A 21084-nucleotide genomic window follows, 5' to 3' on the forward strand; every position below is an offset into this window, starting at 1 on the left:
GGGGGGTGGGGGGGGGGGGGGTGCGCGGGCGGGGGCCCCCCCGCTACCCGGGGGGGGCGGGGGGGGGGGGGGCGGGGGCCCCGCGCGCCCCCCCCGGCCGGCGGACGGCACCCGCACGGCCGTACGTGCCCAGCCTGCCGCGTCCGCATGTCGCGGGCGGGTCGGGCGCGTTGCCCGCGCGTAACCGCGATCCGCGCGGCGGGACCGCGGCTCAGTCCTCCGGGGGGACCACCGTCTTCTCCTCGGCGAAGTGGCAGGCGCTGGGGTGCGCCGCCGGGGAGTCCAGGCCGCGGAAGACCGCGGGGACGGCGAGTTCGGGGACTTCCAGGGCGCAGCGCTCCTGGGCCTTCCAGCAGCGGGTGCGGAAGCGGCATCCCGACGGCGGGTCGGCCGGGGAGGGCACGTCGCCGGAGAGCAGGATGCGTTCGCGGTGCCCGCGGGCCTCGGGGTCGGGCACGGGGACGGCGGAGAGCAGGGCCTGGGTGTAGGGGTGCGTGGGGTGTTCGTAGATCTGGGAGTCGTCGCCGGTCTCCACGATCCGCCCGAGGTACATCACCGCGACGCGGTCGGAGATGTGCCGGACGATGGACAGGTCGTGCGCGATGAAGACGTAGGACAGCTCGAACTCGTTCTGCAGCCGCTCCATCAGGTTGACGACCTGGGCCTGCACGGACACGTCCAGCGCCGAGACCGGCTCGTCGGCGACGATGATCTCCGGGCGCAGGGCCAGGCCGCGGGCGATGCCGATGCGCTGCCGCTGGCCGCCGGAGAACTGGTGCGGGTAGCGGTTGATGTACTCGGGGTTGAGGCCGACGACGTCCAGCAGTTCCTGCACCTTGCGGCGGCGGTCGCCCTTGGGGGCGACCTCGGGGTGGATGTCGTAGGGCTCACCGATGATGTCGCCGACCGTCATGCGCGGGTTGAGCGAGGTGTACGGGTCCTGGAAGACCATCTGGATGTTCCGGCGCACCGCTTTGAGGGCGCGCCCGGACAGCCGGGTGATGTCCTCGCCCTTGTAGAGGATGCGGCCGGCGGTGGCCTGCTCCAGATTGACCAGCAGCCGGGCGACGGTGGACTTGCCGCAGCCGGACTCCCCCACGATGCCGAGGGTCTCGCCCCTGTACAGGTCGAAGTCGACGCCGTCGACGGCCTTGACGGCGCCGATCTGCTTCTTGACCAGGATGCCCTGGGTGAGCGGGAAGTGCTTGACCAGCCTGCGCACTTGGAGGACGGGTTCAGTGCTCGTGCCCACCGAGGCACTCCCTCCAGAAGTGGCAGGCGCTGCCGCGTGTGTCGCTGACCCGGTAGAGCCCGGGTTCGTCGGTGCGGCACCTCTCGCGGGCCATCGGGCAGCGGGGGTGGAAGGCGCAACCGGGCGGGATGCGCAGCAGGTTGGGCGGCAGGCCCTTGATGGCGAACAGGTCCCGGCCCTTGTGGTCCAGGCGCGGGATCGACGCGAGCAGGCCCTTGGTGTACGGGTGGGCGGGGTTCTTGTAGATCTCGTGGACGGGGGCGGTCTCCACGATGCGCCCGGCGTACATCACGGCGATGTGGTCCGCGACGTCGGCGACCACGCCGAGGTCGTGGGTGATGAGGATCAGGCCCATGCCGTACTCGCGCTGGAGCTCCGCCAGCAGCTCCATGACCTGCGCCTGGACGGTGACGTCCAGGGCGGTGGTCGGCTCGTCGGCGATGATCAGCTCGGGTTCGAGGGCGAGCGCCATGGCGATCATGACGCGCTGCCGCATACCGCCGGAGAACTGGTGCGGGTACTGGCCCACGCGCTCCTTCGCCGCCGGGATGCGGACCCGGTCCATCAGTTCGACGGCCTTGGCCCTGGCGTCCTTGCGCGACATGCCCCGGTGCACCCGGAACATCTCGCCGAGCTGGTCGCCGACGGTGAGTACGGGGTTGAGCGAGGACAGCGCGTCCTGGAAGATCATCGCCATCCGGGCACCGCGGACCTTGCGGCGCTCCTCGCCGCTCATCGTGAGCAGGTCCCGGCCCTGGAAGAGGATCTCGCCCCGGGTGACATGGCCGGGCGGCGAGTCGAGGATGCCCATCACCGCCTGGGCGGTCACCGACTTGCCGCTGCCGGACTCGCCGAGCACGGCGAGGGTCTGGCGGGACCGCACGGAGTAGCTCACGCCGTTGACGGCCTTGGCGACGCCGTCGCGGGTGCGGAACTCCACGTGCAGGTCGCGGACGTCGAGCAGCGGCGCCGCGTCCCGCGCCGCCGCCGCGTCCGTCACCGGGCCGGTCATCACGCCTCCGTCCATCAGCGCAGCTTGGGGTCGAGGGCGTCGCGCACGGCGTCGCCGAGCATGATGAACGCCAGCACCGTCACGCTGAGCGCCCCGGCGGGCCACAGCAGCATGTGCGGGGCGTTGCGGATCTGGGTGGACGCCTGGGAGATGTCGATGCCCCAGGACACCGTGGGCGGTTTCAGGCCGACGCCGAGATAGGACAAGGTGGCCTCCAGCGCGATGTACGTGCCGAGCGCGATGGTCGCGACGACGATGACCGGCGCCACGGCGTTGGGCGCGATGTGCCGGAGCAGGATGCGCCCGTTGCCGGCGCCCAGTGCCCGCGCGGCCTGCACGTAGTCGTTGTGCTTGGCGGTGATGACCGCGCCGCGGGCGATACGGCCGATCTGCGGCCACCCCAGCAGCACGATGAAGCCGACCACCGGCCAGACCGTGGAGTTGGTCACCACCGACAGGAAGACCAGGCCGCCCAGCACGATGGGGATGCCGAAGAAGATGTCGCTGACCCGGGAGAGGACCGCGTCCGTCCAGCCGCCGAAGTAGCCCGCCAGGCCGCCGAGGAGGCTGCCGAGCAGCGCGGCGCCGACGGTGGCGCAGATGCCGACGGTGACCGAGGCGCGGGCGCCGTACACGACCCGCGTGTAGACGTCGCAGCCCTGGTTGTCGAAGCCGAAGGGATGGCCGGGCGCCGACCCCAACTGGGAGTTGGCGAGGTTGCAGCTGAGCGGATTGCCGTCGGCGATCAGCTGCGGCCGGATCGCGATGACGACGAGGAAGGCGATGACGAGCGCGGAGAGCAGGAAGACCGGATTGCGCCGCAGGTCACGCCAGGCGTCCGACCACAGGCTGCGCGGCCTGTCCGCGATCGCCGGCCCCTGCTCGCCGGGGCCGCCGGGGCCGCCCGGAAGGGGCTTCTCCAGGCTGCGTGCCTCGTCCTGCCCCAGCCCCATGGAGGCGCCGGTGCCGCCGGCGGCCTCCATGGCCTCGTCGGGGTGGTCGGTGGGTTCGGGCATGGTGGTCCCCCGGCTCGGGCTGAAGGTGCTGCCGGTTCGCTCCGGGCCGCCGATGTCCGGCTCAGGCATAGCGGATCCTCGGGTCGAGCACCGCGTACAGGAGGTCGACGAGCAGGTTCGCCACGAGGAAGACGATGACCAGGATCGTCACGAAGCCGACGACGGTGGCCGAGTCCAGCCGCAGGATGCCCTGGTAGAGCTGGAAGCCGACGCCGCGGATGTTGAAGATGCGCTCGGTGACGATGGCGCCGCCCATCAGGGCCCCGATGTCGGTGCCGATGAAGGTGACCACCGGGATGAGGGAGTTGCGCAGCAGATGGCGGGTGACCACCCGGCGGCGCGGAAGTCCCTTGGCGACGGCGGTGCGCACGTAGTCGGCACGGGCGTTCTCCACGATCGAGGTACGGGTGAGCCGGGTGACGTACGCCAGTGAGGTCAGCGCCAGGACCAGGCCCGGGACGATCAGTTCCCCGAAGGGTGCCTCGATGGAGACCGAGGGCGCGATCAGGCCCCACTTGACGCCGAGCAGGTACTGCAGCACGTAGCCGGAGACGAACGTCGGGACCGAGATGACGATCAGGGTGGCGAGCAGCGCCGCGGTGTCGGCGGGGCGGCCGCGGCGCAGCCCGGTGAGCACCCCGAGGCTGATGCCGATCAGGATCTCGAAGAGGATCGCGACGATCGTCAGGCGCAGCGTGACCGGGAAGGCGGTCCGCATCAGTTCGGTGACCGCCTGGCCGTTCCAGGCCGTGCCGAAGTCGCCCTGGAAGATCTGCCCCATGTAGTGCAGGTACTGCTGCGCCAGGGGGTGGTCCAGGTAGAGGTCGTGGCGGATCTGCGCGGCGGTGGCGGGGTCGCAGGCGCGGTCGCCGCACTTGGCCTGCACCGGGTCGCCGAGCGCGTACACCATGAGGAAGATCAGCAGGGTGGTGCCGATGAACACGGGGATCATCTGCAGCAGCCTGCGGACGACGTACCGGCCCACGGCGTCAGCTGACCTTGATCTGGTTGTAGACGGGGACGCTGAACGGGTTGAGCGCCACGCCGGACAGCCGCTCCGACCAGCCCGCGCTGCCGTTCTGGTACCACAGCGCGATGGCCGGCACCTGCTGCGGCAGGATGCGCTCGGCGTCCTTGAACGTGGCGACGGCCTTGGCGAGGTCGGTCTCGGCGTTGGCCCGGTCGACCAGCTTGTCGAACCTCGGGTCGCTGAAGTGCGAGTCGTTGGACGAGGCGCCGGTGTAGTACAGCGGCTGGAGGAAGTTCTGGATCAGCGGGTAGTCCATCTGCCAGCCTGCCCGGAAGGGGCCCTTCATCTGCTTGTTGGCGATCTGGTTGCGGAAGTCGGCGAAGGTGCCGACGGGATTGCCGACGCAGGCACTGTCGTTGCCCAGCGCGTTGTTGATGCTGTTGCAGACGGCGTCGACCCAGTCCTTGTGCGACCCGCTGTCGGCGTTGTACGTGATCTTCATGGTGCCGCCGGGAATGCCGCCGGCCTCCTTGACCAGCTGCTTCGCCCGAGCCGGGTTGTAACGGCAGACGTCGCCGCAGATGGTGTCGTCGAAGCCGCCCTGCGCGCCGAGCACCGGTGAGGTCCAGTCCTTGGCGGGCGTGCGGGTCTTCTGGAAGATCTGCTGGGTGATCTGGTCGCGGTTGATCGCCATCGAGATGCCCTGGCGCAGCTTGGCGGAGTCCGGTCCGGACCAGGCCTTGTCGTACAGCGGGAAGGCGAGGGTCTGGATGATGCCGGCCGGGGTGTTGAGGTAGCGGTTGCCGAGGTCGGACCGGACGTGCCTCAACTGCTGGGCGGGGACGTCGTCGACCAGGTCGAGGTTGCCGGCCTGCAGATCGGTGTAGGCGGTGTTGCTGTCGGTGTAGACCTGAAGGTCCACACCGCCGTTGACCGCGGCGTCGGCGCCCTTGTAGCCGCGCCATGTGCGCAGCTTCATGACCTGGCCCCTGGTGTACGAGTCGACCTGGTAGGGGCCGTTGCCGACCGGCTTCCTCAGCCAGGCCGCGTGGTCGGTGAAGAAGCTCTTCGGCAGCGGCATGAAAGCGTTGTAGCCGAGGGTGTCGGGCCAGCTGGAGAACGTCTGGTTGAGCTTCACGGTGAAGTTCAGGGCGTCCTTCCTCACCAGTCCGGACAGCACCTTGGCGGTCGGGGCGCCACTGGCCGGGTGCACCGTGCCGTACCCCTCGATGTAACTGAAGAAAGGCGCATTGACCTGCTTGTTCGTCACCAGCGCCGCGTAGTTCCAGGCGTTGATGAACGAGTCGGAGGTGACCTTCTCGCCGTTGCTGAACGTCCAGCCGTCCTTGAGCCGCACCTCGAAGGTGCGGGAGTCGGTGGTCGAGACCGAATCGGCGACGACGTTCTCCGCGGCGCCGGTCCTCGGGTTGTAGCGCTTCAGGCCGCGGAAGATCATGTCGAGCACTTTGCCGCCCTGCACCTCATTGGTGTTGGCGGGCTCCAGCGGGTTCTGCGGGTCGCTCCACGAGGCACTGAGCACGCCCTCGCCGTCCGGCTCTCCGCCCGCGCCGCCTCCGCCGCCCCCGCACGCCGTCGCCGCCAGGACGAGGGCCGCCGCGCTCATGGCCCGACCCGCCGTGCTCCGTCGCATCGGATGCGCCTCCTCAGGGAGCTCTCGCCACACAGGACACCTGAGCCCCCATCAGACCTCAAAACCGGACATTGCGCACTGCGGCTCACCGGGCCCGGGCCGGGCCGCCGCGGCGATGGAGGGTTATCCCTCGGTCCCGGTCCGCCAATAAGGGTTTACCCGATCGTCAGGTTAAGTTTCGATCAAGAAAATAAAGGATCGATCACGACGAACCGGCCTTCATTGACGCGGATGTAATTCCGTTGCGAAAGTCCCACTCAACCCGCAAGGGCCGCGCACCCCCACTCGCACGACCTGCGAAGACGGATGCGTCCCCCATGTTTCAAACGCGTTGCACCACTATGCCAGAGACGGCTCAAACGTAACGCCGAATTATTTTTCATTATCTTCAACCGAGTGAGAGTGTGTGACTCGTGGGCCGATATCTGCTGCGCCGACTCGTCAACTATCTGGCGCTGGTCCTCATCGCGGCCTCGCTCACCTACACGCTGGCGGCGCTGAGCCTCGACCCGAGGTCCAACTTCCTGGGCCGGAACCCCCCGGTCTCGGCCACCTCCGTGTCGGCCACCCTGGACGAGTACAACCTCAACCCCGACACCCCCTTCGTGGTGCGCTTCGGCCACTGGGCCGACGGTGTGGCCCACGGCGACCTCGGACGGACCGTCACCGGCGGCCAGGTCAACGACGAGTTCGCCCGGCGCGTCGGGGTGAGCACCCGGCTGCTGCTGATCGCCACCATCGTCGGCTCGATCGGCGGCGTGCTGGTCGGTGCCTGGGGCGCCATCCGGCAGTACCGCGTCTCGGACCGGGTCGCCACACTGGGCTCCTTCTTCATCCTGGCGATGCCGGTGCCCGTGATCGCGGTGACGCTCAAGCTGTGGTCGATCGACGTCAACGAGGCCGTCGGCTTCAAGCTCATCGAGTACACCAACGAGTACGATCCGGGCCTGACCGGCACCTGGGACATCCTGCTCAGCCGGCTCCAGCACCTGCTGGTCCCCAGCCTCACCCTGATCCTCGTCCAGGTGGCGCTCTACAGCCGCTACCAGCGCAGCACCATGCTGGACGTGCTCGGCAGCGACTTCCTGCGCACGGCACGGGCCAAGGGCTTGTCCCGGCGGGCGGCCCTGATGAAGCACGGACTGCGCACCGCCGTGCTGCCGGTGGTCCCGCTGCTGGTCTACAACGTCGTGCTGCTCTTCACCGGTGCCACCTTCACCGAGAAGATCTACGGCTGGCACGGCATGGGCGAGTGGCTGGTCGACTCCATCCACACCAATGACGTCAACGCGGTCGCCGCCGTGGGCATGTTCACCGCCCTCGTCGTCCTGGTGGCCGGTCTGCTCTCCGATGTGCTCTACGCGGCACTCGATCCGCGCGTCCGGGTGCGCTGAACCCCACCGCGCCTCCGTCGCCCTGATCCCGCGTCACCAGGAGCCCTCTCTCATGGCCGTCCAGACCCCCTCCGTCCAGCCCGCCACCCTCCCCGCCCCGCCGGCCCGGCGCCGCAGCGGCGGACGGCTGCGGCTCACCGCCGTCCGCTTCGCCCGCAACCGCCTGGCGCTGTTCGGGCTGTGCATGCTCCTCGTGCTCTTCGTCCTGGCCTACGGCTCCCCGCTGTTCTACAAGTGGAGCTACACGGACCTGGACTTCACCGCGTTCCAGAAGCCGCCTTCGGGAGCCCACTGGTTCGGCACCGACCAGACCGGTACCGACCTGTTCGCCATGACCATGCGCGGCCTGCAGAAGTCCCTGGTCATCGGCATCCTGACCGGCATCATCTGCACCTTCTTCGCCGCCGCGGTCGGGGCGAGCGCGGGCTACTTCGGCAGCTGGACCGACCGCTCCTTGATGTGGGTGGTCGACCTGCTGCTGGTGATGCCCAGCTTCCTGATCATCGCGGTGCTCTCCCCGCTCTTCCAGGGCACCACCTGGCTGGTGTTCGTGCTCCTGCTGGCGCTGTTCAGCTGGATGATCACCGGCCGGGTCATCCGCAGCATGACGCTGACGCTGAAGGACCGCGAGTTCGTCAAGGCCGCCAAGTACATGGGCGTCCCGGCACCGGTCATCATCTTCCGGCACATCCTGCCGTCGATGGCCTCGATGCTGATCATCGACGGAACGATCCAGGTCGGTGCGGCGATCATCGGCGAGAGCAGCCTGTCGTACTTCGGCTTCGGCGTGCAGGCCCCCGACGTCTCGCTCGGCACTCTCATCGCCACCGGCACCCCCGCCGCCCCCGCCTTCCCGTGGCTGTTCTACTTCCCGGCCGGCTGCCTGGTGCTGATCTGCCTGTCGATCGCCTTCATCGGCGACGGGCTGCGGGACGCCCTCGACCCCAACTCCGCCGGCGCCAAGGCCCGCGCCCCCCGCACGCTCAAGAGCACGTCCAAGGAAGGACGCACGTCGTGACCGAGATCCCCGCCCTGGAGGTCACCGACCTCCACGTCTCCTTCCCGAGCGAGGCCGGGCCGGTCGGGGCCGTACGCGGCGTCTCCTTCTCGGTGCGGCGCGGCGAAGTCCTCGGCATCGTCGGCGAATCGGGTTCCGGCAAGTCCGTCTCCTCCCTGGCCGTCCTCGGCCTCCTGCCGGACAGCGCCGAGGTCAAGGGCTCGGTGAAGCTGCACGGCCGTGAGCTGCTGGAGCTGGACGACCGGGAGATGACGAAGATCCGCGGCAAGGACATCGCGATGGTCTTCCAGGACCCGCTGTCCGCGCTGACCCCGGTCTACTCCGTCGGCGACCAGATCATCGAGGCCCTGCGCATCCACCAGGACCTGGACAAGGACGCCGCCCGCAAGCGCGCGGTGGAACTGCTGGACCTGGTCGGCATCCCCGACCCGCAGCGGCGCGCCGACGCCTTCCCGCACGAGTTCTCCGGCGGCATGCGCCAGCGGGCGATGATCGCGATGGCGATCGCCAACGACCCCGAGGTGATCATCGCCGACGAGCCGACGACCGCCCTGGACGTGACCATCCAGGCGCAGATCCTGGACGTGCTGAAGAAGGCCCAGGAGGTCACCGGCGCCGCCATCGTCATCATCACCCACGACCTCGGTGTGGTGGCCGGCTTCGCCGACCGGGTCCAGGTGATGTACGCGGGCCGCCCGGTGGAGACCGGCCCCGTCGACGACGTCTACTACGCGCCCCGCATGCCGTACACCATCGGCCTGCTGGGCTCGATCCCACGGCTGGACGACGGCGGCCGGCACGCCCTGACCCCCATCGACGGCAACCCGCCGTCGATGGTCGCCCTGCCGACGGGCTGCCCCTTCGCCGCCCGCTGCCCGGTGGCGATCGACGTGTGCCGCCGTGTCGAGCCGGAGCTGACGGTGCGCGAGGGCGGCAACCACCCCACCGCCTGCCACCGCAGTCACGAGCTGGAGGACGGCGGCTCCCTGGACCCGGCCACCGTCTACCCGGTGCCGGAACTGCCCCCGCCGCCCGCCGCGGACGTGCCCCGCGACCTGCGCGACACCGTGCTGGAGGTGCGCGGGCTGGTCAAGCACTTCCCGCTGATGCACGGCGCCGTCATCAAGCGCCGGGTCGGCGAGGTGCGGGCCGTCGACGGCATCACCTTCGACATCCGCGAGGGCGAGACCCTCGGCCTGGTCGGCGAGTCCGGCTGCGGCAAGACCACCACGCTGCTGGAGATCCTCGACCTGCCGACGGGCCAGTCCGGCGCCGTCACGGTCTTCGGCAAGGACATCCGGGGGCTGGGGCGCGCCGACCGCAAGGCGCTGCGCCGCGACCTCCAGGTGGTCTTCCAGGACCCGATGGCGGCCCTCGACCCGCGCATGCCGGTCGGGGACATCCTCGCCGAGCCCATGAAGACCCACGGCTGGTCCCGGGACCGCATCGCCGCCCGCGTGCCCGAACTGCTGTCGCAGGTCGGCCTCGACCCGGACCACGTGGACCGCTTCCCCGCCGAGTTCTCCGGCGGCCAGCGGCAGCGCATCAGCATCGCCCGCGCCCTGGCCCTGGAGCCCAAGCTGGTCGTCCTGGACGAACCGGTCTCCGCGCTGGACGTCTCCATCCAGGCCGGTGTGCTCAACCTGCTGGACGAGCTCAAGTCGCGGCTGGGGCTCAGCTATCTGTTCGTCGCGCACGACCTGTCCGTCGTACGGCACATCGCCGACCGCATCGCCGTGATGTACCTGGGCCGGATCGTCGAGATCGGCTCCGCGGAGGCCGTCTTCGACGCCCCTTCGCACCCGTACACCCAGGCCCTGCTGTCGGCGGTCCCCCTGCCCGACCCCCGCAAGGAACGGATGCGCAAGCGCGTCCTGCTCTCCGGTGACCTGCCCAGTCCCACCGATGTGCCCACCGGCTGCCGCTTCCGCAACCGGTGCCCGAAGTTCGCCTCCCTCGACGAGGTCCAGCGCGGCCGCTGCCGCGACGAGGACCCGTCACCCTCCGCCCTGGCGGGCGACCACAACGCGGCCTGCCACTACGCCGCCGCGGTCACTGTCGTCTGACCCCCTTGTTGTCCCAACCCGTTAGAGGAGAGAGTCCGTTGAACAGAACCCGTACCTCCGCGGTCATGGTCGCGCTGGCCACCGCCGGCGCGCTGGTCCTCACCGCGTGCGGCGGCGACAGCGGCGGTGACGACGCCGCGGCCAAGAAGAACTCGGTGCCCAAGTCCAGCGCCAACAACATCAAGGCCACCGACCGCGACCAGCTGAAGGAGGGCGGCACCCTCAACTGGCCGGTCGCGGAGATCGCCGAGAACTTCAACTACAACGAGATCGACGGCACGCTCGCGGACGGCTACGACGTCGAGCGCTCCCTGATCCCGATCACGATGCTGTCGGACGCGACGGGCACCGTGACGCCGAACCCGGACTACCTGACCTCGGCGAAGGTGGACGACAGCTCCGGCAAGCAGGTCGTCACCTACGAGATCAACCCCAAGGCCAAGTGGTCCGACGGCACGGCCATGTCCTGGAAGGACTACGAGGCCAGCTGGAAGGCGCTGAACGGCAAGGACGCCAAGTACAAGATCTCCTCCAGCACCGGCTACGAGCTGATCAGCAGCGTCGCGAAGGGCAAGACCGACCAGGAGGTCGTGGTCACCTTCGACAGCCCCTTCGGTGACTGGAAGAGCCTGTTCAGCCCGCTCTACCCGGCCTCGGTCATCGGCACCCCGGACGGCTTCAACACCGGTTACCTCGGCAAGATCCCGGTCACCGCCGGCCCGTTCAAGTTCCAGGGCATCGACAAGACCACCAAGACCCTCACGGTCGTCCGCGACGACAAGTGGTGGGGCAACAAGGCCATACTGGACAAGATCATCTTCCGGGCCCTGGACGCCGACGCCCAGGCCGGCGCCTTCGCCAACGGCGAGGTCGGCTTCTTCAACGTGGGCCCCGACTCGGCCGCGTACAAGCAGGCCAAGGAGGTCAAGAACGCCGAGATCCGCAAGGCGGCCGGCCCCAACTACCGCCACATCACCTTCAACGGCGCGCACGACAACCTCAAGGACGTCAAGGTGCGGCAGGCCATCATGTCGGCCCTCAACCGCGACGCCATCGCGCAGTCCGACCTCCAGGGACTGGACTGGGACCCCAAGCCGCTGAACAACCACTTCTTCGTCACCAACCAGAAGGGGTACACGGACAACGCGGCCGGCGTCGGCGTCTTCGACCAGGCCAAGGCCAAGAGCCTGCTGGACGAGGCCGGCTGGAAGCAGGACGGCGAGTTCCGCACCAAGGGCGGCAAGACCCTCGAGCTGGACTTCGTCATCCCGGCGAACGTCGCCACCTCCGCCAACGAGGGCAAGCTCATGCAGCCCATGCTCAAGGCGGTCGGCATCAAGCTGAACATCAAGACCGTCCCGGTGCAGGAGTTCTTCGACAAGTACGTCAACACCGGCAGCTTCGACCTGACGGCCTTCTCCTGGCTGGGCACCGCCTTCCCGGTGTCGTCGACCAAGTCGATCTACGCCAAGCCCGTCGGTGACAACATCCAGCAGAACTACACCGGCGTCGGCAGCGACGAGCTCGACGCGGCCATGAACAAGGCGGCGGCCGACACCGACCCGGCCCAGGCCATCACCGACGCCAACGCCGCGGACGTGCTGATCTGGCAGCAGGCCAACCTGCTGCCGCTGTACCAGCGCCCCGACATCTACGCCGTCCAGAAGAACCTGGCGAACATCGGCGCCTACGGCTTCCAGGACCTGCGCTACGAGAACATCGGCTACACCAAGTAAGCCCCGCCGGCTCCGCCCCGCCACCGCGCCCCGCGGCGGCGGGGCGGAGCCGTTCCCGGGGGCGCCCCCCGCGGCGCCGCGCCGCCGTACGGCCCGTCACACGGGCTGGATCCGCACCTTCGCGCCGGCCGCGCCCAGGTGGTTCAGCAGGTGCCGGATGTCGTCCGGGTCCGCGGTGGCCACCACCGCGCCGAACCGCGCGGCCAGAACGCTCACGCTCGCGTCCACCGTGTCGTCGCCCCCCGCGGCGCCGAGGAGTGCGCCGGCCTCCCTGGCGGTCGCCTCGTCGAGGGCCACCACGTCGCAGCCCTTGAGGAACTGCGCCAGGCGGGCCTGCCGTGAGCCGTTCCCCCACACCTGGGCCACGACCGGCGCCGGCACCCTCGGCACCCCGCCGGCGGTCAGATACGCCCGATGCCCGCGCCAGACCTGAGCGCTTGCCGGCGCCCGTCCGAGTCGTCCGGTCCGGTTCACCCGTAGGTGTCGCGGCGCCGTCACGGGCGTTCCCGGGCCCACGCGCGAACGCGGAAGGGCGCCCACGCGGTGATCGCGTGGGCGCCCTTCGGACGCTACGGGCCGGGGTCAGACCGTCGCGTTGACGACGTCCTTCTCCTCGGCGAAGTGGCACGCCGAGTCGTGCGCGGCCGGGGTCTCGGAGCTCTTGAAACGCTCCGGGATCGCCAGCAGCGGCTCCTCGGTGGCGCACTTGTCCTGCGCCTTCCAGCAGCGGGTGCGGAAGCGGCAGCCCGACGGCGGGTTGGCCGGGGAGGGCACGTCGCCGCTGAGGATGATGCGCTCGCGGTGCTCGCGCGCGTCCGGGTCCGGCACCGGCACCGCCGACAGCAGGGCCTGCGTGTACGGGTGGGTGGGGTGGTCGTAGATCTCGGTGTCGGTACCGATCTCGGCCATCCGGCCCAGGTACATCACGCCGACGCGGTCGGAGATGTGCCGGACGATGGACAGGTCGTGCGCGATGAAGATGTAGGACAGGTTGAACTCGTCCTGGAGCTTCTCCATCAGGTTGATGACCTGCGCCTGCACGGACACGTCCAGCGCCGAGACGGGCTCGTCGCAGATGATGATCTCCGGGTTGAGCGCCAGGCCGCGGGCGATGCCGATGCGCTGCCGCTGACCGCCGGAGAACTGGTGCGGGTACCGGTTGATGTACTCCGGGTTGAGACCGACGACGTCCAGCAGCTCCTGCACCTTGCGGCGCCGGTCGCCCTTCGGGGCCACCTCGGGGTGGATGTCGAAGGTCTCGCCGATGATGTCGCCGACCGTCATACGCGGGTTCAGCGAGGTGTACGGGTCCTGGAAGACCATCTGGATGTTCCGGCGGACGGCCTTGAGCGCCCGTCCGGACAGCCGGGTGATGTCCTGGCCCTTGTAGAAGACCTCGCCGGCGGTGGCGCGCTCCAGGTTCATCAGCAGCTTGGCGACCGTGGACTTGCCGCAGCCGGACTCGCCGACGATGCCCAGGGTCTCGCCCTGGTACAGGTCGAAGGAGACGCCGTCGACGGCCTTGACGGCGCCGATCTGCTTCTTGAACAGGATGCCCTGGGTCAGCGGGAAGTGCTTGACCAGGTTGCGCACCTGCAGGATCGGCTCGCCGCGCTCGACCGGCTTGGCGATCGCGGCCTCGACCGCGGTCACTTCGTCGGAGACGGCCTCGTCGTTCTGGTTGACGTCAGCCATGGATCGTCTCCTTCCAGAAGTGGCACGCGCTGCCGCGGCCCGGCAGCTCGCCGCCGTCCCGCTCGGTCACCGCGTGGAGCTTCGGGACCTCGGTGCGGCAGATGTCCTGCGCCATCTCGCAGCGCGGGTTGAACGCGCAGCCGGTGGGGATGCGCAGCAGGTTGGGCGGCAGGCCCTTGATCGCGTAGAGCTCCTGGCCCTTCTGGTCCAGGCGCGGGATCGACGCGAGCAGGCCCTTGGTGTACGGGTGGGCCGGACGCTTGTAGATCTCGTGGACCGGCGCCGTCTCGACGATCCGGCCCGCGTACATCACGGCGATCTTGTCGGCGACGTCGGCCACGACACCCAGGTCGTGGGTGATCAGGATCAGGCCCATGTTGAACTCGCGCTGCAGCTCCGCGAGCAGGTCCATGACCTGGGCCTGCACCGTCACGTCGAGCGCGGTGGTCGGCTCGTCGGCGATGATCAGGTCCGGCTCCAGGGCCAGCGCCATCGCGATCATGATGCGCTGCCGCATACCGCCGGAGAACTGGTGCGGGTAGTCGTTGACCCGCTCCCTGGCGGCCGGGATGCGGACCCGCTCCATCAGCTCGATGGCCTTGGCCTTGGCGTCCTTCTTGGACATGCCCTGGTGCACCCGGAACATCTCGGACAGCTGGTATCCGACGGTGAGCACCGGGTTGAGCGAGGACAGCGCGTCCTGGAAGATCATCGCGATCTTGCGACCGCGGATCTTCCGGCGCTCCTCGCCGGACATCTTGAGCATGTCCTGGCCGCGGAAGAGGATCTCGCCCTGCGGGATCCTGCCGGGCGGCATGTCGAGGATGCCCATGATCGCCTGGGCGGTCACGGACTTGCCCGAGCCGGACTCGCCGAGCACGGCGAGCGTCTCGCCGGCCGACACGGTGTAGTTCACGCCGTTGACGGCCTTGGCGACACCGTCACGGGTGTGGAACTCCACGTGCAGGTCGCGGACTTCCAGCAGGGGGGTGCCGGCGTCCCCGGTGCGGGGCGCGGGGACCTCCGCGTTCTTGTCGATGATGGTCACGTACGCCTCCCTCAGCGCAGCTTGGGGTCGAGGGCGTTGCGGACCGCATCGCCGAGCATGATGAACGCCAGCACCGTGATGCTGAGCATGATCGACGGGTACAGCATGATGTGCTGAGCCGTACGGATCTGCTGGGCGCCGCCGGAGATGTCCTGGCCCCAGGAGACCACCGTCGAGGGCAGGCCGACTCCCAGGTAGGACAGCGTGGCCTCGGCCGAGATGTAGCCGCCGAGCGCGATGGTGGCGACCACGATCACCGGCGCGACGGCGTTCGGCAGGATGTGCCGGATCAGGATGCGAGTGGTGCTCGCGCCCAGCGCCTTGGCGGCGTGCACGTAGTCCGCCTGCTTGATGGTGATCACCGAACCGCGCATGACACGGGTGATCTGCGTCCAGCCGAGGAAGCCCAGCGCGGCGATCACGACCCAGACGGTGCGGTCGGTGAAGGAGTTCAGGACCACCAGCGCGCCGAGCAGGAAGGGGATGGCGAAGAAGACGTCGGTGATCCGGGAGAGGATCGAATCGACGATGCCACCGAAGTAGCCGGCGATCATGCCGACCACACCGCCCAGCAGCGTGACCACGACCGTCACGCAGATGCCCACCTCGATCGAGGCACGGGTGCCGTAGATCATGCGGGCGTAGACGCTGCGTCCCTGGCCGTCGTAGCCGAGCCACTCCGGCGAGAAGACATGGCCGTACTGGGGCTTGCCCAGGAAGTGGTTCCGCAGGTCGCCGTAGGTCGGCGAGGCGCTGGTGAACAGGCCCGGGAAGGCCGCGATCAGCAGCAGGATGATGATCAGGATCGCGGAGACCACGAAGTACGGGTTGCGCCGCAGGTCACGCCAGGCGTCGCCCCACAGGCTGCGGGCCTTCTCGGCCTTGGGCTCCACGGCGACGGCTCCGGCGGCGTCCGCTGCGGTCGTGGCCATGGGATCCGTGTTCTCCACGGCGGTCTTGGTCACGTCAGGCATAACGGATCCTCGGGTCCAGGACCGCGTAGAGCAGGTCGACGAGCAGGCTGGTGACGAGGAAGACCAGCACGAGGACGGTGACCAGACCGACCAGCGTGGTCCCCTCACGGCGCACGATGGACTCGTAGATGGTGCCGCCGATGCCGTGGATGTTGAACAGGCCCTCGGTGACCACCGCACCACCCATCAGGGCGCCGATGTCGGTGCCGAGGAAGGTGACCACGGGGATCATCGAGTTGCGCATCAGGTGCACACCGACCACACGCCGCCGGGGCAGGCCCTTGGCGATGGCGGTCCGCATGTAGTCCGCGCGCAGGTTCTCGGCTATGGAGGTACGGGTCAGCCGTGCCACGTAGGCGAGCGAGAGGCTGGCGAGCACAATCGCCGGCATCAGCAGCTGTCCGAAGTTCGTGTCGTCCTGGACGTTCGGTGTCACCCAGCCGAGCTGGAAGGCGAAGACCAGCTTGAAGATGAAGCCGAGGACGAACACCGGGACCGAGATCAACAGCAGGGTGAAGATCAGCACGGCAGAGTCGACGAGCTTGCCCGCCCTCATGCCGGCCCAGACACCGAGCGCAATGCCGACGACCAGTTCGATCACGAAGGCGAGCCCCGCGAGTCGGATCGTCACCGGGAACGCATCCCCGAGCACGTCCCGCACCGGCCGACCGCTGGCAATCTGGTTGCCGAAGTCGAAGTGCAGGAGAATGCCGGTCATGTAGTCCCAGTACTGCTTCAGGATCGGCTGGTCGAGCCCGAGGTCGTGGCGGAGCCGCGCCACGGTCGTCGGGTCCGCGCCCTTGTCGCCGAACAGCGCCCGTACAGGGTCGCCCGGCAGGGCGTAGACCATCAAAAAGATCAGCAGAGTCGTCCCGATGAACACCGGGATCATCTGGAGCAGTCGTCGTGCGACATAACGCCCCATCGTGCCTCCATGTCAGTCGCTGCGGCAGCAGAGACGGGCCCCTCCCCCGTCCTCCTTGACGGAAGACGGGAGAAGGGCCCCCCAGCCACTGCCTGCACCCGGCGCGTCCGACGGCTTCGTCAGCCCCGCATCGGTGTGCTCACTACGCGAGTGGTTACTTCTTGACCTGCACGCCGGTGAGGATCGGGTCACCGTTCTGCGCGTACTTGACGCCCGTCACGTTCTCCGAGTAACCGGCGTTGACCTTGTAGTACCAGAGCGGGATGGCCGGCATGAGGTCGACCATCTTCTTCTCGACCGCCTGGTACTGCTTGACGGAGTCGTCGAGCGTGGGCGCGGTGTCCGCGGCGTTGATCATCTTGTCGAGCTCCTTGTTGGAGAAGCCCGACTGGTTGCCACCCGACGTGGTGCCGTACAGGTCACGGATGAAGTTCGCGTTCACCGGGTAGTCGAGCACCCAGCCACTGCGGTACCAGGACTTGACCTCGTGGGCCGTACGGGCCTCGAGGTCCGAGTCGAAGTCGGCCTTGGAGTCGCCGACGCACTTCACACCCACGGCGTTGGTGATGCTGTTGCAGACAGCCTCCACCCACTCCTTGTGACCGCCGTCCGCGTTGTACTGGATGGACATGGCGTTGCCCGGAACGCCGCCACCCTCCTTGATGAGCTCCTTGGCCTTCGCCGGGTCGTACTTGAACACGTCGCCGCCGACGTTGTCCTGGTAGCCCAGCACGCCCTTGGCGACGAAGCCGGTGGCGGGCTCACGGGTGCCCTGGAGCACGGTCTTGGTGATGGTGTCGCGGTCGATCGCCATCGACAGGCCCTGGAGGACCTTGGGGTTGATCGTCTTCCAGTCCTTCGTGTAGAAGGCCGGGACGATGGACTGGATCGCCGAGTACGGCTGGTCCACGGCGCGGTCACCGAGGTCGTCACGGTAGACCGGGAGGTCCTTGGGGGCGACCTGGCGCAGGACGTCGACGTTGCCCGACTTCAGGTCCTCGTAGGCGGCCTCGAGGGTGGTGTAGTTCTTGAACGTCACACCACCGTTCTTCGCCTTGTTGTCACCCTTGTAGGCGTCGAAGCGCTTGACCACGATGCTCTTCTTGTGGTCCCAGCTGACGAACTGGTACGGGCCGTTGCCGACCGGCTTCTCGCCCGCGGCGGTCGGGTCCTTGAAGAAGGACTCGGGCAGCGGCGAGAACGCGGTGTAGCCGAGCTTGTACACGAAGTACGGGATCGGCGTGTTGAGCGTGATGGTGAAGGTCTTGTCGTCGACGACCTTCAGGCCGGACATCTCCTGGGACTTGGGGTCACCCTTCTCCGGGTGAACGTCCTCGTAGCCCTGGATGTCGGCGTACCACGACGAGTTGAGCTGGTTGTTCTTGCTGTTGGCGCCCCAGTTCCACGCCTTGACGTAGGACTCCGCGGTCACCGGGGTGCCGTCGTGGAAGGTCCAGCCGTCCTTCAGGGTGACCGTGAAGGTCTTGTTGTCCTTCGTCTCCACCGACTTGGCGTTCGACATCACGATCTTGCCCTGGGGGTCGTAGTCCACCAGCTGCGAGAACAGCGAGTCGACGACGATGCCGCCGTTGCTCTCCTGCGTGTTGGAGGGCACCAGACCGTTCTGCGGCTCGCCGACCTCGACGGAGAACTTGCCGTTGGGGTTGAAGCCGCCGCCGGCAGCGTCGTCGCTTCCCTTGTCGCCGCCGCCACCACCGCAAGCGGTAGCAGCCATAGCAACGATGATCGCACCTGCGACCCAGGTGGCGCTCTTGGCACCGCGCATGGGTTTGCCTCCTCAGGAGTCACTGTCCGTACGTGAAAGGCGCCGGACCCCACTGACACCCCTGACAGTGGACTACCGGCTACCTGTGCTCGTGAGTCGGCGCTCCCCATAAGCGCTTGGACCCATTGACCCGAGCTCAACGGCTCCAACTATCGGTCACGTTGGGCCTACGAACCACACACTTACGATCTCGTTTTGGTCACAACCGGTCCAAAACAGTTTCGCAATTCGGACATTTGGATTGTAGACAGACACCGACGAAACGGACTTGTAACACAAGTATCGGTGAACACTGTCCGGTATTCGGACGTCGAAAACTGAAAAACACTTGCCTCAAAGCGCGTGGATCCACGCGAATCTACGGCGCTGACGGACCGCCAGGGAACGCGCTGTCGTGGCCGCGCCACTGGCGTAACCGCGACACATCGCCCCGGTCCACGGGGCCCGCCGCGAGGGGCGGTTGCGGGCGGTGACATCGGTCACAGCAACTGCCCGTGAGGGCACCGGCCGTGGCCCGCCTCACATGCGCGGACCGCCCCGTCACGGTGCCGTCACGCAAAGGCACCGGCCCTGGCCGCCCGTGGGAACGGGAGCAGGACCGGTGCCCCTGGTGCATGTCAGCGCTTGGCGCGGGAGGCGGTACGACCGCGCTCCTTCTGGTCCAGCACGACCTTGCGGATGCGGACCGTCTCCGGGGTCACCTCGACGCACTCGTCGTCGCGGCAGAACTCCAGCGACTGCTCCAGGGAGAGCTTGCGCGGCGGCACGATCGCCTCGAAGGAGTCGGCGGAGGAGGAGCGCATGTTCGTGAGCTTCTTCTCCTTGGTGATGTTCACGTCCATGTCGTCGGCGCGGGAGTTCTCGCCGACGATCATGCCCTCGTACACCTCGGTGCCGGGGTCGGTGAAGAGCACGCCGCGCTCCTGGAGGTTCGTCATCGCGAAGGCGGTGACGGCACCGGCGCGGTCGGCGACCAGCGAACCGTTGTTGCGGGTGACCAGCTGGCCGAACCACGGCTCGTGGCCCTCGTGGATCGAGTGGGCGATGCCCGTGCCGCGCGTTCCGGTCAGGAACTCGGTACGGAAGCCGATCAGACCGCGGGAGGGGACGACGAACTCCATGCGGACCCAGCCGGAGCCGTGGTTCGACATGTTGTCCATCCGGCCCTTGCGGGTGCCCATGAGCTGCGTCACGGCCCCCATGTGCTCCTCGGGCACGTCGATGGTGATGCGCTCGACCGGCTCGTGGACCTTGCCCTCGACCTCGCGGGTGACCACCTGCGGCTTGCCGATGGTCAGCTCGAAGCCCTCACGGCGCATCTGCTCGACCAGGATGGCGAGCGCGAGCTCGCCGCGGCCCTGGACCTCCCAGGCGTCCGGACGCTCGGTGTCCAGCACCCGGAGGGAGACGTTGCCGATCAGCTCGCGGTCGAGACGGTCCTTGACCTGCCGGGCGGTGACCTTGCGGTCCTTGACCGCGGACTTGACGGCGCCCTTGCCGCCGGGGCCGCGACCGACCAGCGGGGAGGTGTTGGTGCCGATGGTCATGGAGATCGCGGGCTCGTCCACCGTGATCAGCGGCAGCGCGACCGGGTTCTCCGGGTCGGCCAGGGTCTCGCCGATGGTGATGTCCGGGATGCCCGCGACGGCGCAGATGTCACCGGGGCCGGCCTTCTCGGCGGGCTTGCGGGTGAGCGCCTCGGTCATCAGCAGCTCGGTGATGCGGACGTTCTGGATCGAGCCGTCGCGCTTGATCCACGCGACCGTCTGGCCCTTCGTGAGCTCGCCCTGCTCGACGCGGAGCAGCGCGATACGGCCCAGGAAGTTGTCGGCGTCGAGGTTGGTGACGTGCGCCTGCAGCGGCGCGGCCTCGTCGTAGGACGGGGCCGGCACGTGCTCCAGCAGCGTGGAGAAGAACGGCTCCAGGCTGTCGCTGTCGGCGGGGACGGTGCCGTTCTCCGGCTTGGTGAGCGACGCCACACCGTCACGCGCGCACGCGTAGACGATCGGGAACTCGATCTGGTCCTCGTCCGCGTCCAGGTCCAGGAACAGGTCGTACGTCTCGTTGACGACCTCGTCGATCCGGGAGTCCGGGCGGTCGGTCTTGTTGATGCAGAGGATGACCGGCAGCTTGGCGGCCAGCGCCTTGCGGAGTACGAAGCGGGTCTGCGGCAGCGGGCCCTCGGAGGCGTCCACCAGCAGCACGACCGCGTCGACCATCGACAGGCCGCGCTCGACCTCGCCACCGAAGTCGGCGTGGCCGGGGGTGTCGATGATGTTGATCGTGATGGGGTCGCCACCACCCTTGGGGTGGTACTTAACGGCCGTGTTCTTCGCGAGGATGGTGATGCCCTTCTCGCGCTCCAGGTCGTTGGAGTCCATCATCCGGTCGTCCAGATGCTGGTGCGCGGCGAAGGCTCCGGCCTGCTTGAGCATGGCGTCCACCAGCGTCGTCTTGCCGTGGTCGACGTGGGCGACGATGGCGACATTACGAATGTCGTTGCGCGTGGGCATACTGGGGCGCTTCTCCCGGGTAGGTAGG

The 21084-nt window shown here is 68.4% G+C and carries 16 protein-coding genes; 4 read left to right on the forward strand and 12 right to left on the reverse strand.

What is annotated here, in order from left to right:
- Nucleotides 1–211: 211 nt before the first annotated feature.
- From ABZ883_RS37900 to ABZ883_RS37920, 5 genes are all read right to left on the reverse strand, one after another.
- On the reverse strand, nucleotides 212–1252 hold the full coding sequence (locus tag ABZ883_RS37900) for a dipeptide ABC transporter ATP-binding protein (RefSeq protein WP_360914960.1): 1041 nt from the start codon (nucleotides 1250–1252) through the stop codon (nucleotides 212–214).
- Entirely contained in the window at nucleotides 1236–2264 is a 1029-nt protein-coding gene (locus ABZ883_RS37905; RefSeq protein WP_360915132.1) for an ABC transporter ATP-binding protein, read from the reverse strand. Before ABZ883_RS37905 ends, ABZ883_RS37900 begins: the two co-directional genes overlap by 17 nt.
- 14 nt (nucleotides 2265–2278) lie before the next feature.
- On the reverse strand, nucleotides 2279–3280 hold the full coding sequence (locus ABZ883_RS37910) for an ABC transporter permease (protein WP_360915135.1): 1002 nt from the start codon (nucleotides 3278–3280) through the stop codon (nucleotides 2279–2281).
- Between the two features lie 61 nt (nucleotides 3281–3341).
- Complete coding sequence (locus ABZ883_RS37915) at nucleotides 3342–4265, reverse strand: ABC transporter permease (protein WP_360914963.1); 924 nt, start codon at nucleotides 4263–4265, stop codon at nucleotides 3342–3344.
- A 4-nt stretch (nucleotides 4266–4269) separates the two neighbouring features.
- Nucleotides 4270–5901, reverse strand: a complete 1632-nt coding sequence (locus tag ABZ883_RS37920; protein ID WP_360914966.1) for an ABC transporter substrate-binding protein — start codon at nucleotides 5899–5901, stop codon at nucleotides 4270–4272.
- A 413-nt stretch (nucleotides 5902–6314) separates the two neighbouring features.
- Between ABZ883_RS37920 and ABZ883_RS37925 the strand changes: the two genes are divergently transcribed.
- Genes ABZ883_RS37925 through ABZ883_RS37940 form a run of 4 tightly spaced genes read left to right on the forward strand, consistent with a single transcriptional unit; the run spans nucleotide 6315 to nucleotide 12115 of the window.
- Nucleotides 6315–7295, forward strand: a complete 981-nt coding sequence (locus tag ABZ883_RS37925) for an ABC transporter permease (protein WP_360914969.1) — start codon at nucleotides 6315–6317, stop codon at nucleotides 7293–7295.
- A 52-nt stretch (nucleotides 7296–7347) separates the two neighbouring features.
- A complete protein-coding gene (locus ABZ883_RS37930; protein WP_360914972.1) occupies nucleotides 7348–8313 on the forward strand; it encodes an ABC transporter permease in 966 nt (321 codons plus the stop codon).
- On the forward strand, nucleotides 8310–10379 hold the full coding sequence (locus tag ABZ883_RS37935; RefSeq protein ID WP_360914975.1) for an ABC transporter ATP-binding protein: 2070 nt from the start codon (nucleotides 8310–8312) through the stop codon (nucleotides 10377–10379). Before ABZ883_RS37930 ends, ABZ883_RS37935 begins: the two co-directional genes overlap by 4 nt.
- A gap of 38 nt (nucleotides 10380–10417) precedes the next feature.
- A complete protein-coding gene (locus tag ABZ883_RS37940; RefSeq protein WP_360914978.1) occupies nucleotides 10418–12115 on the forward strand; it encodes an ABC transporter family substrate-binding protein in 1698 nt (565 codons plus the stop codon).
- 96 nt (nucleotides 12116–12211) lie between these two features.
- Here the strand turns inward: ABZ883_RS37940 and ABZ883_RS37945 are convergent, their stop codons facing one another.
- From ABZ883_RS37945 to typA, 7 genes are all read right to left on the reverse strand, one after another.
- On the reverse strand, nucleotides 12212–12496 hold the full coding sequence (locus ABZ883_RS37945) for a hypothetical protein (RefSeq protein WP_360914981.1): 285 nt from the start codon (nucleotides 12494–12496) through the stop codon (nucleotides 12212–12214).
- Nucleotides 12497–12697: 201 nt separating this feature from the next.
- Nucleotides 12698–13810 (reverse strand): dipeptide ABC transporter ATP-binding protein, encoded by a 1113-nt coding sequence (locus ABZ883_RS37950; RefSeq protein ID WP_360914984.1) that lies wholly within the window; start codon nucleotides 13808–13810, stop codon nucleotides 12698–12700.
- Nucleotides 13803–14858: an ABC transporter ATP-binding protein gene (locus tag ABZ883_RS37955; protein ID WP_360914987.1), complete on the reverse strand. Its 1056-nt coding sequence runs from the start codon at nucleotides 14856–14858 to the stop codon at nucleotides 13803–13805. Before ABZ883_RS37955 ends, ABZ883_RS37950 begins: the two co-directional genes overlap by 8 nt.
- A gap of 11 nt (nucleotides 14859–14869) precedes the next feature.
- The gene (locus ABZ883_RS37960; RefSeq protein ID WP_360915138.1) at nucleotides 14870–15790 is read right to left on the reverse strand and encodes an ABC transporter permease; all 921 of its coding nucleotides are present in this window, start codon (nucleotides 15788–15790) and stop codon (nucleotides 14870–14872) included.
- Nucleotides 15791–15824: 34 nt separating this feature from the next.
- On the reverse strand, nucleotides 15825–16757 hold the full coding sequence (locus tag ABZ883_RS37965) for an ABC transporter permease (protein ID WP_360914990.1): 933 nt from the start codon (nucleotides 16755–16757) through the stop codon (nucleotides 15825–15827).
- A 154-nt stretch (nucleotides 16758–16911) separates the two neighbouring features.
- Nucleotides 16912–18543, reverse strand: a complete 1632-nt coding sequence (locus ABZ883_RS37970) for an ABC transporter substrate-binding protein (protein ID WP_360914993.1) — start codon at nucleotides 18541–18543, stop codon at nucleotides 16912–16914.
- A 617-nt stretch (nucleotides 18544–19160) separates the two neighbouring features.
- Nucleotides 19161–21056 carry a translational GTPase TypA gene (typA, locus tag ABZ883_RS37975; protein ID WP_360914996.1) on the reverse strand — a complete coding sequence of 632 codons (1896 nt, stop codon included), beginning with the start codon at nucleotides 21054–21056 and terminating at the stop codon, nucleotides 19161–19163.
- Nucleotides 21057–21084 lie beyond the last annotated feature (28 nt).

The organism is Streptomyces sp. NPDC046977 (genome assembly GCF_040644455.1).
Taxonomy (GTDB): domain Bacteria; phylum Actinomycetota; class Actinomycetes; order Streptomycetales; family Streptomycetaceae; genus Actinacidiphila.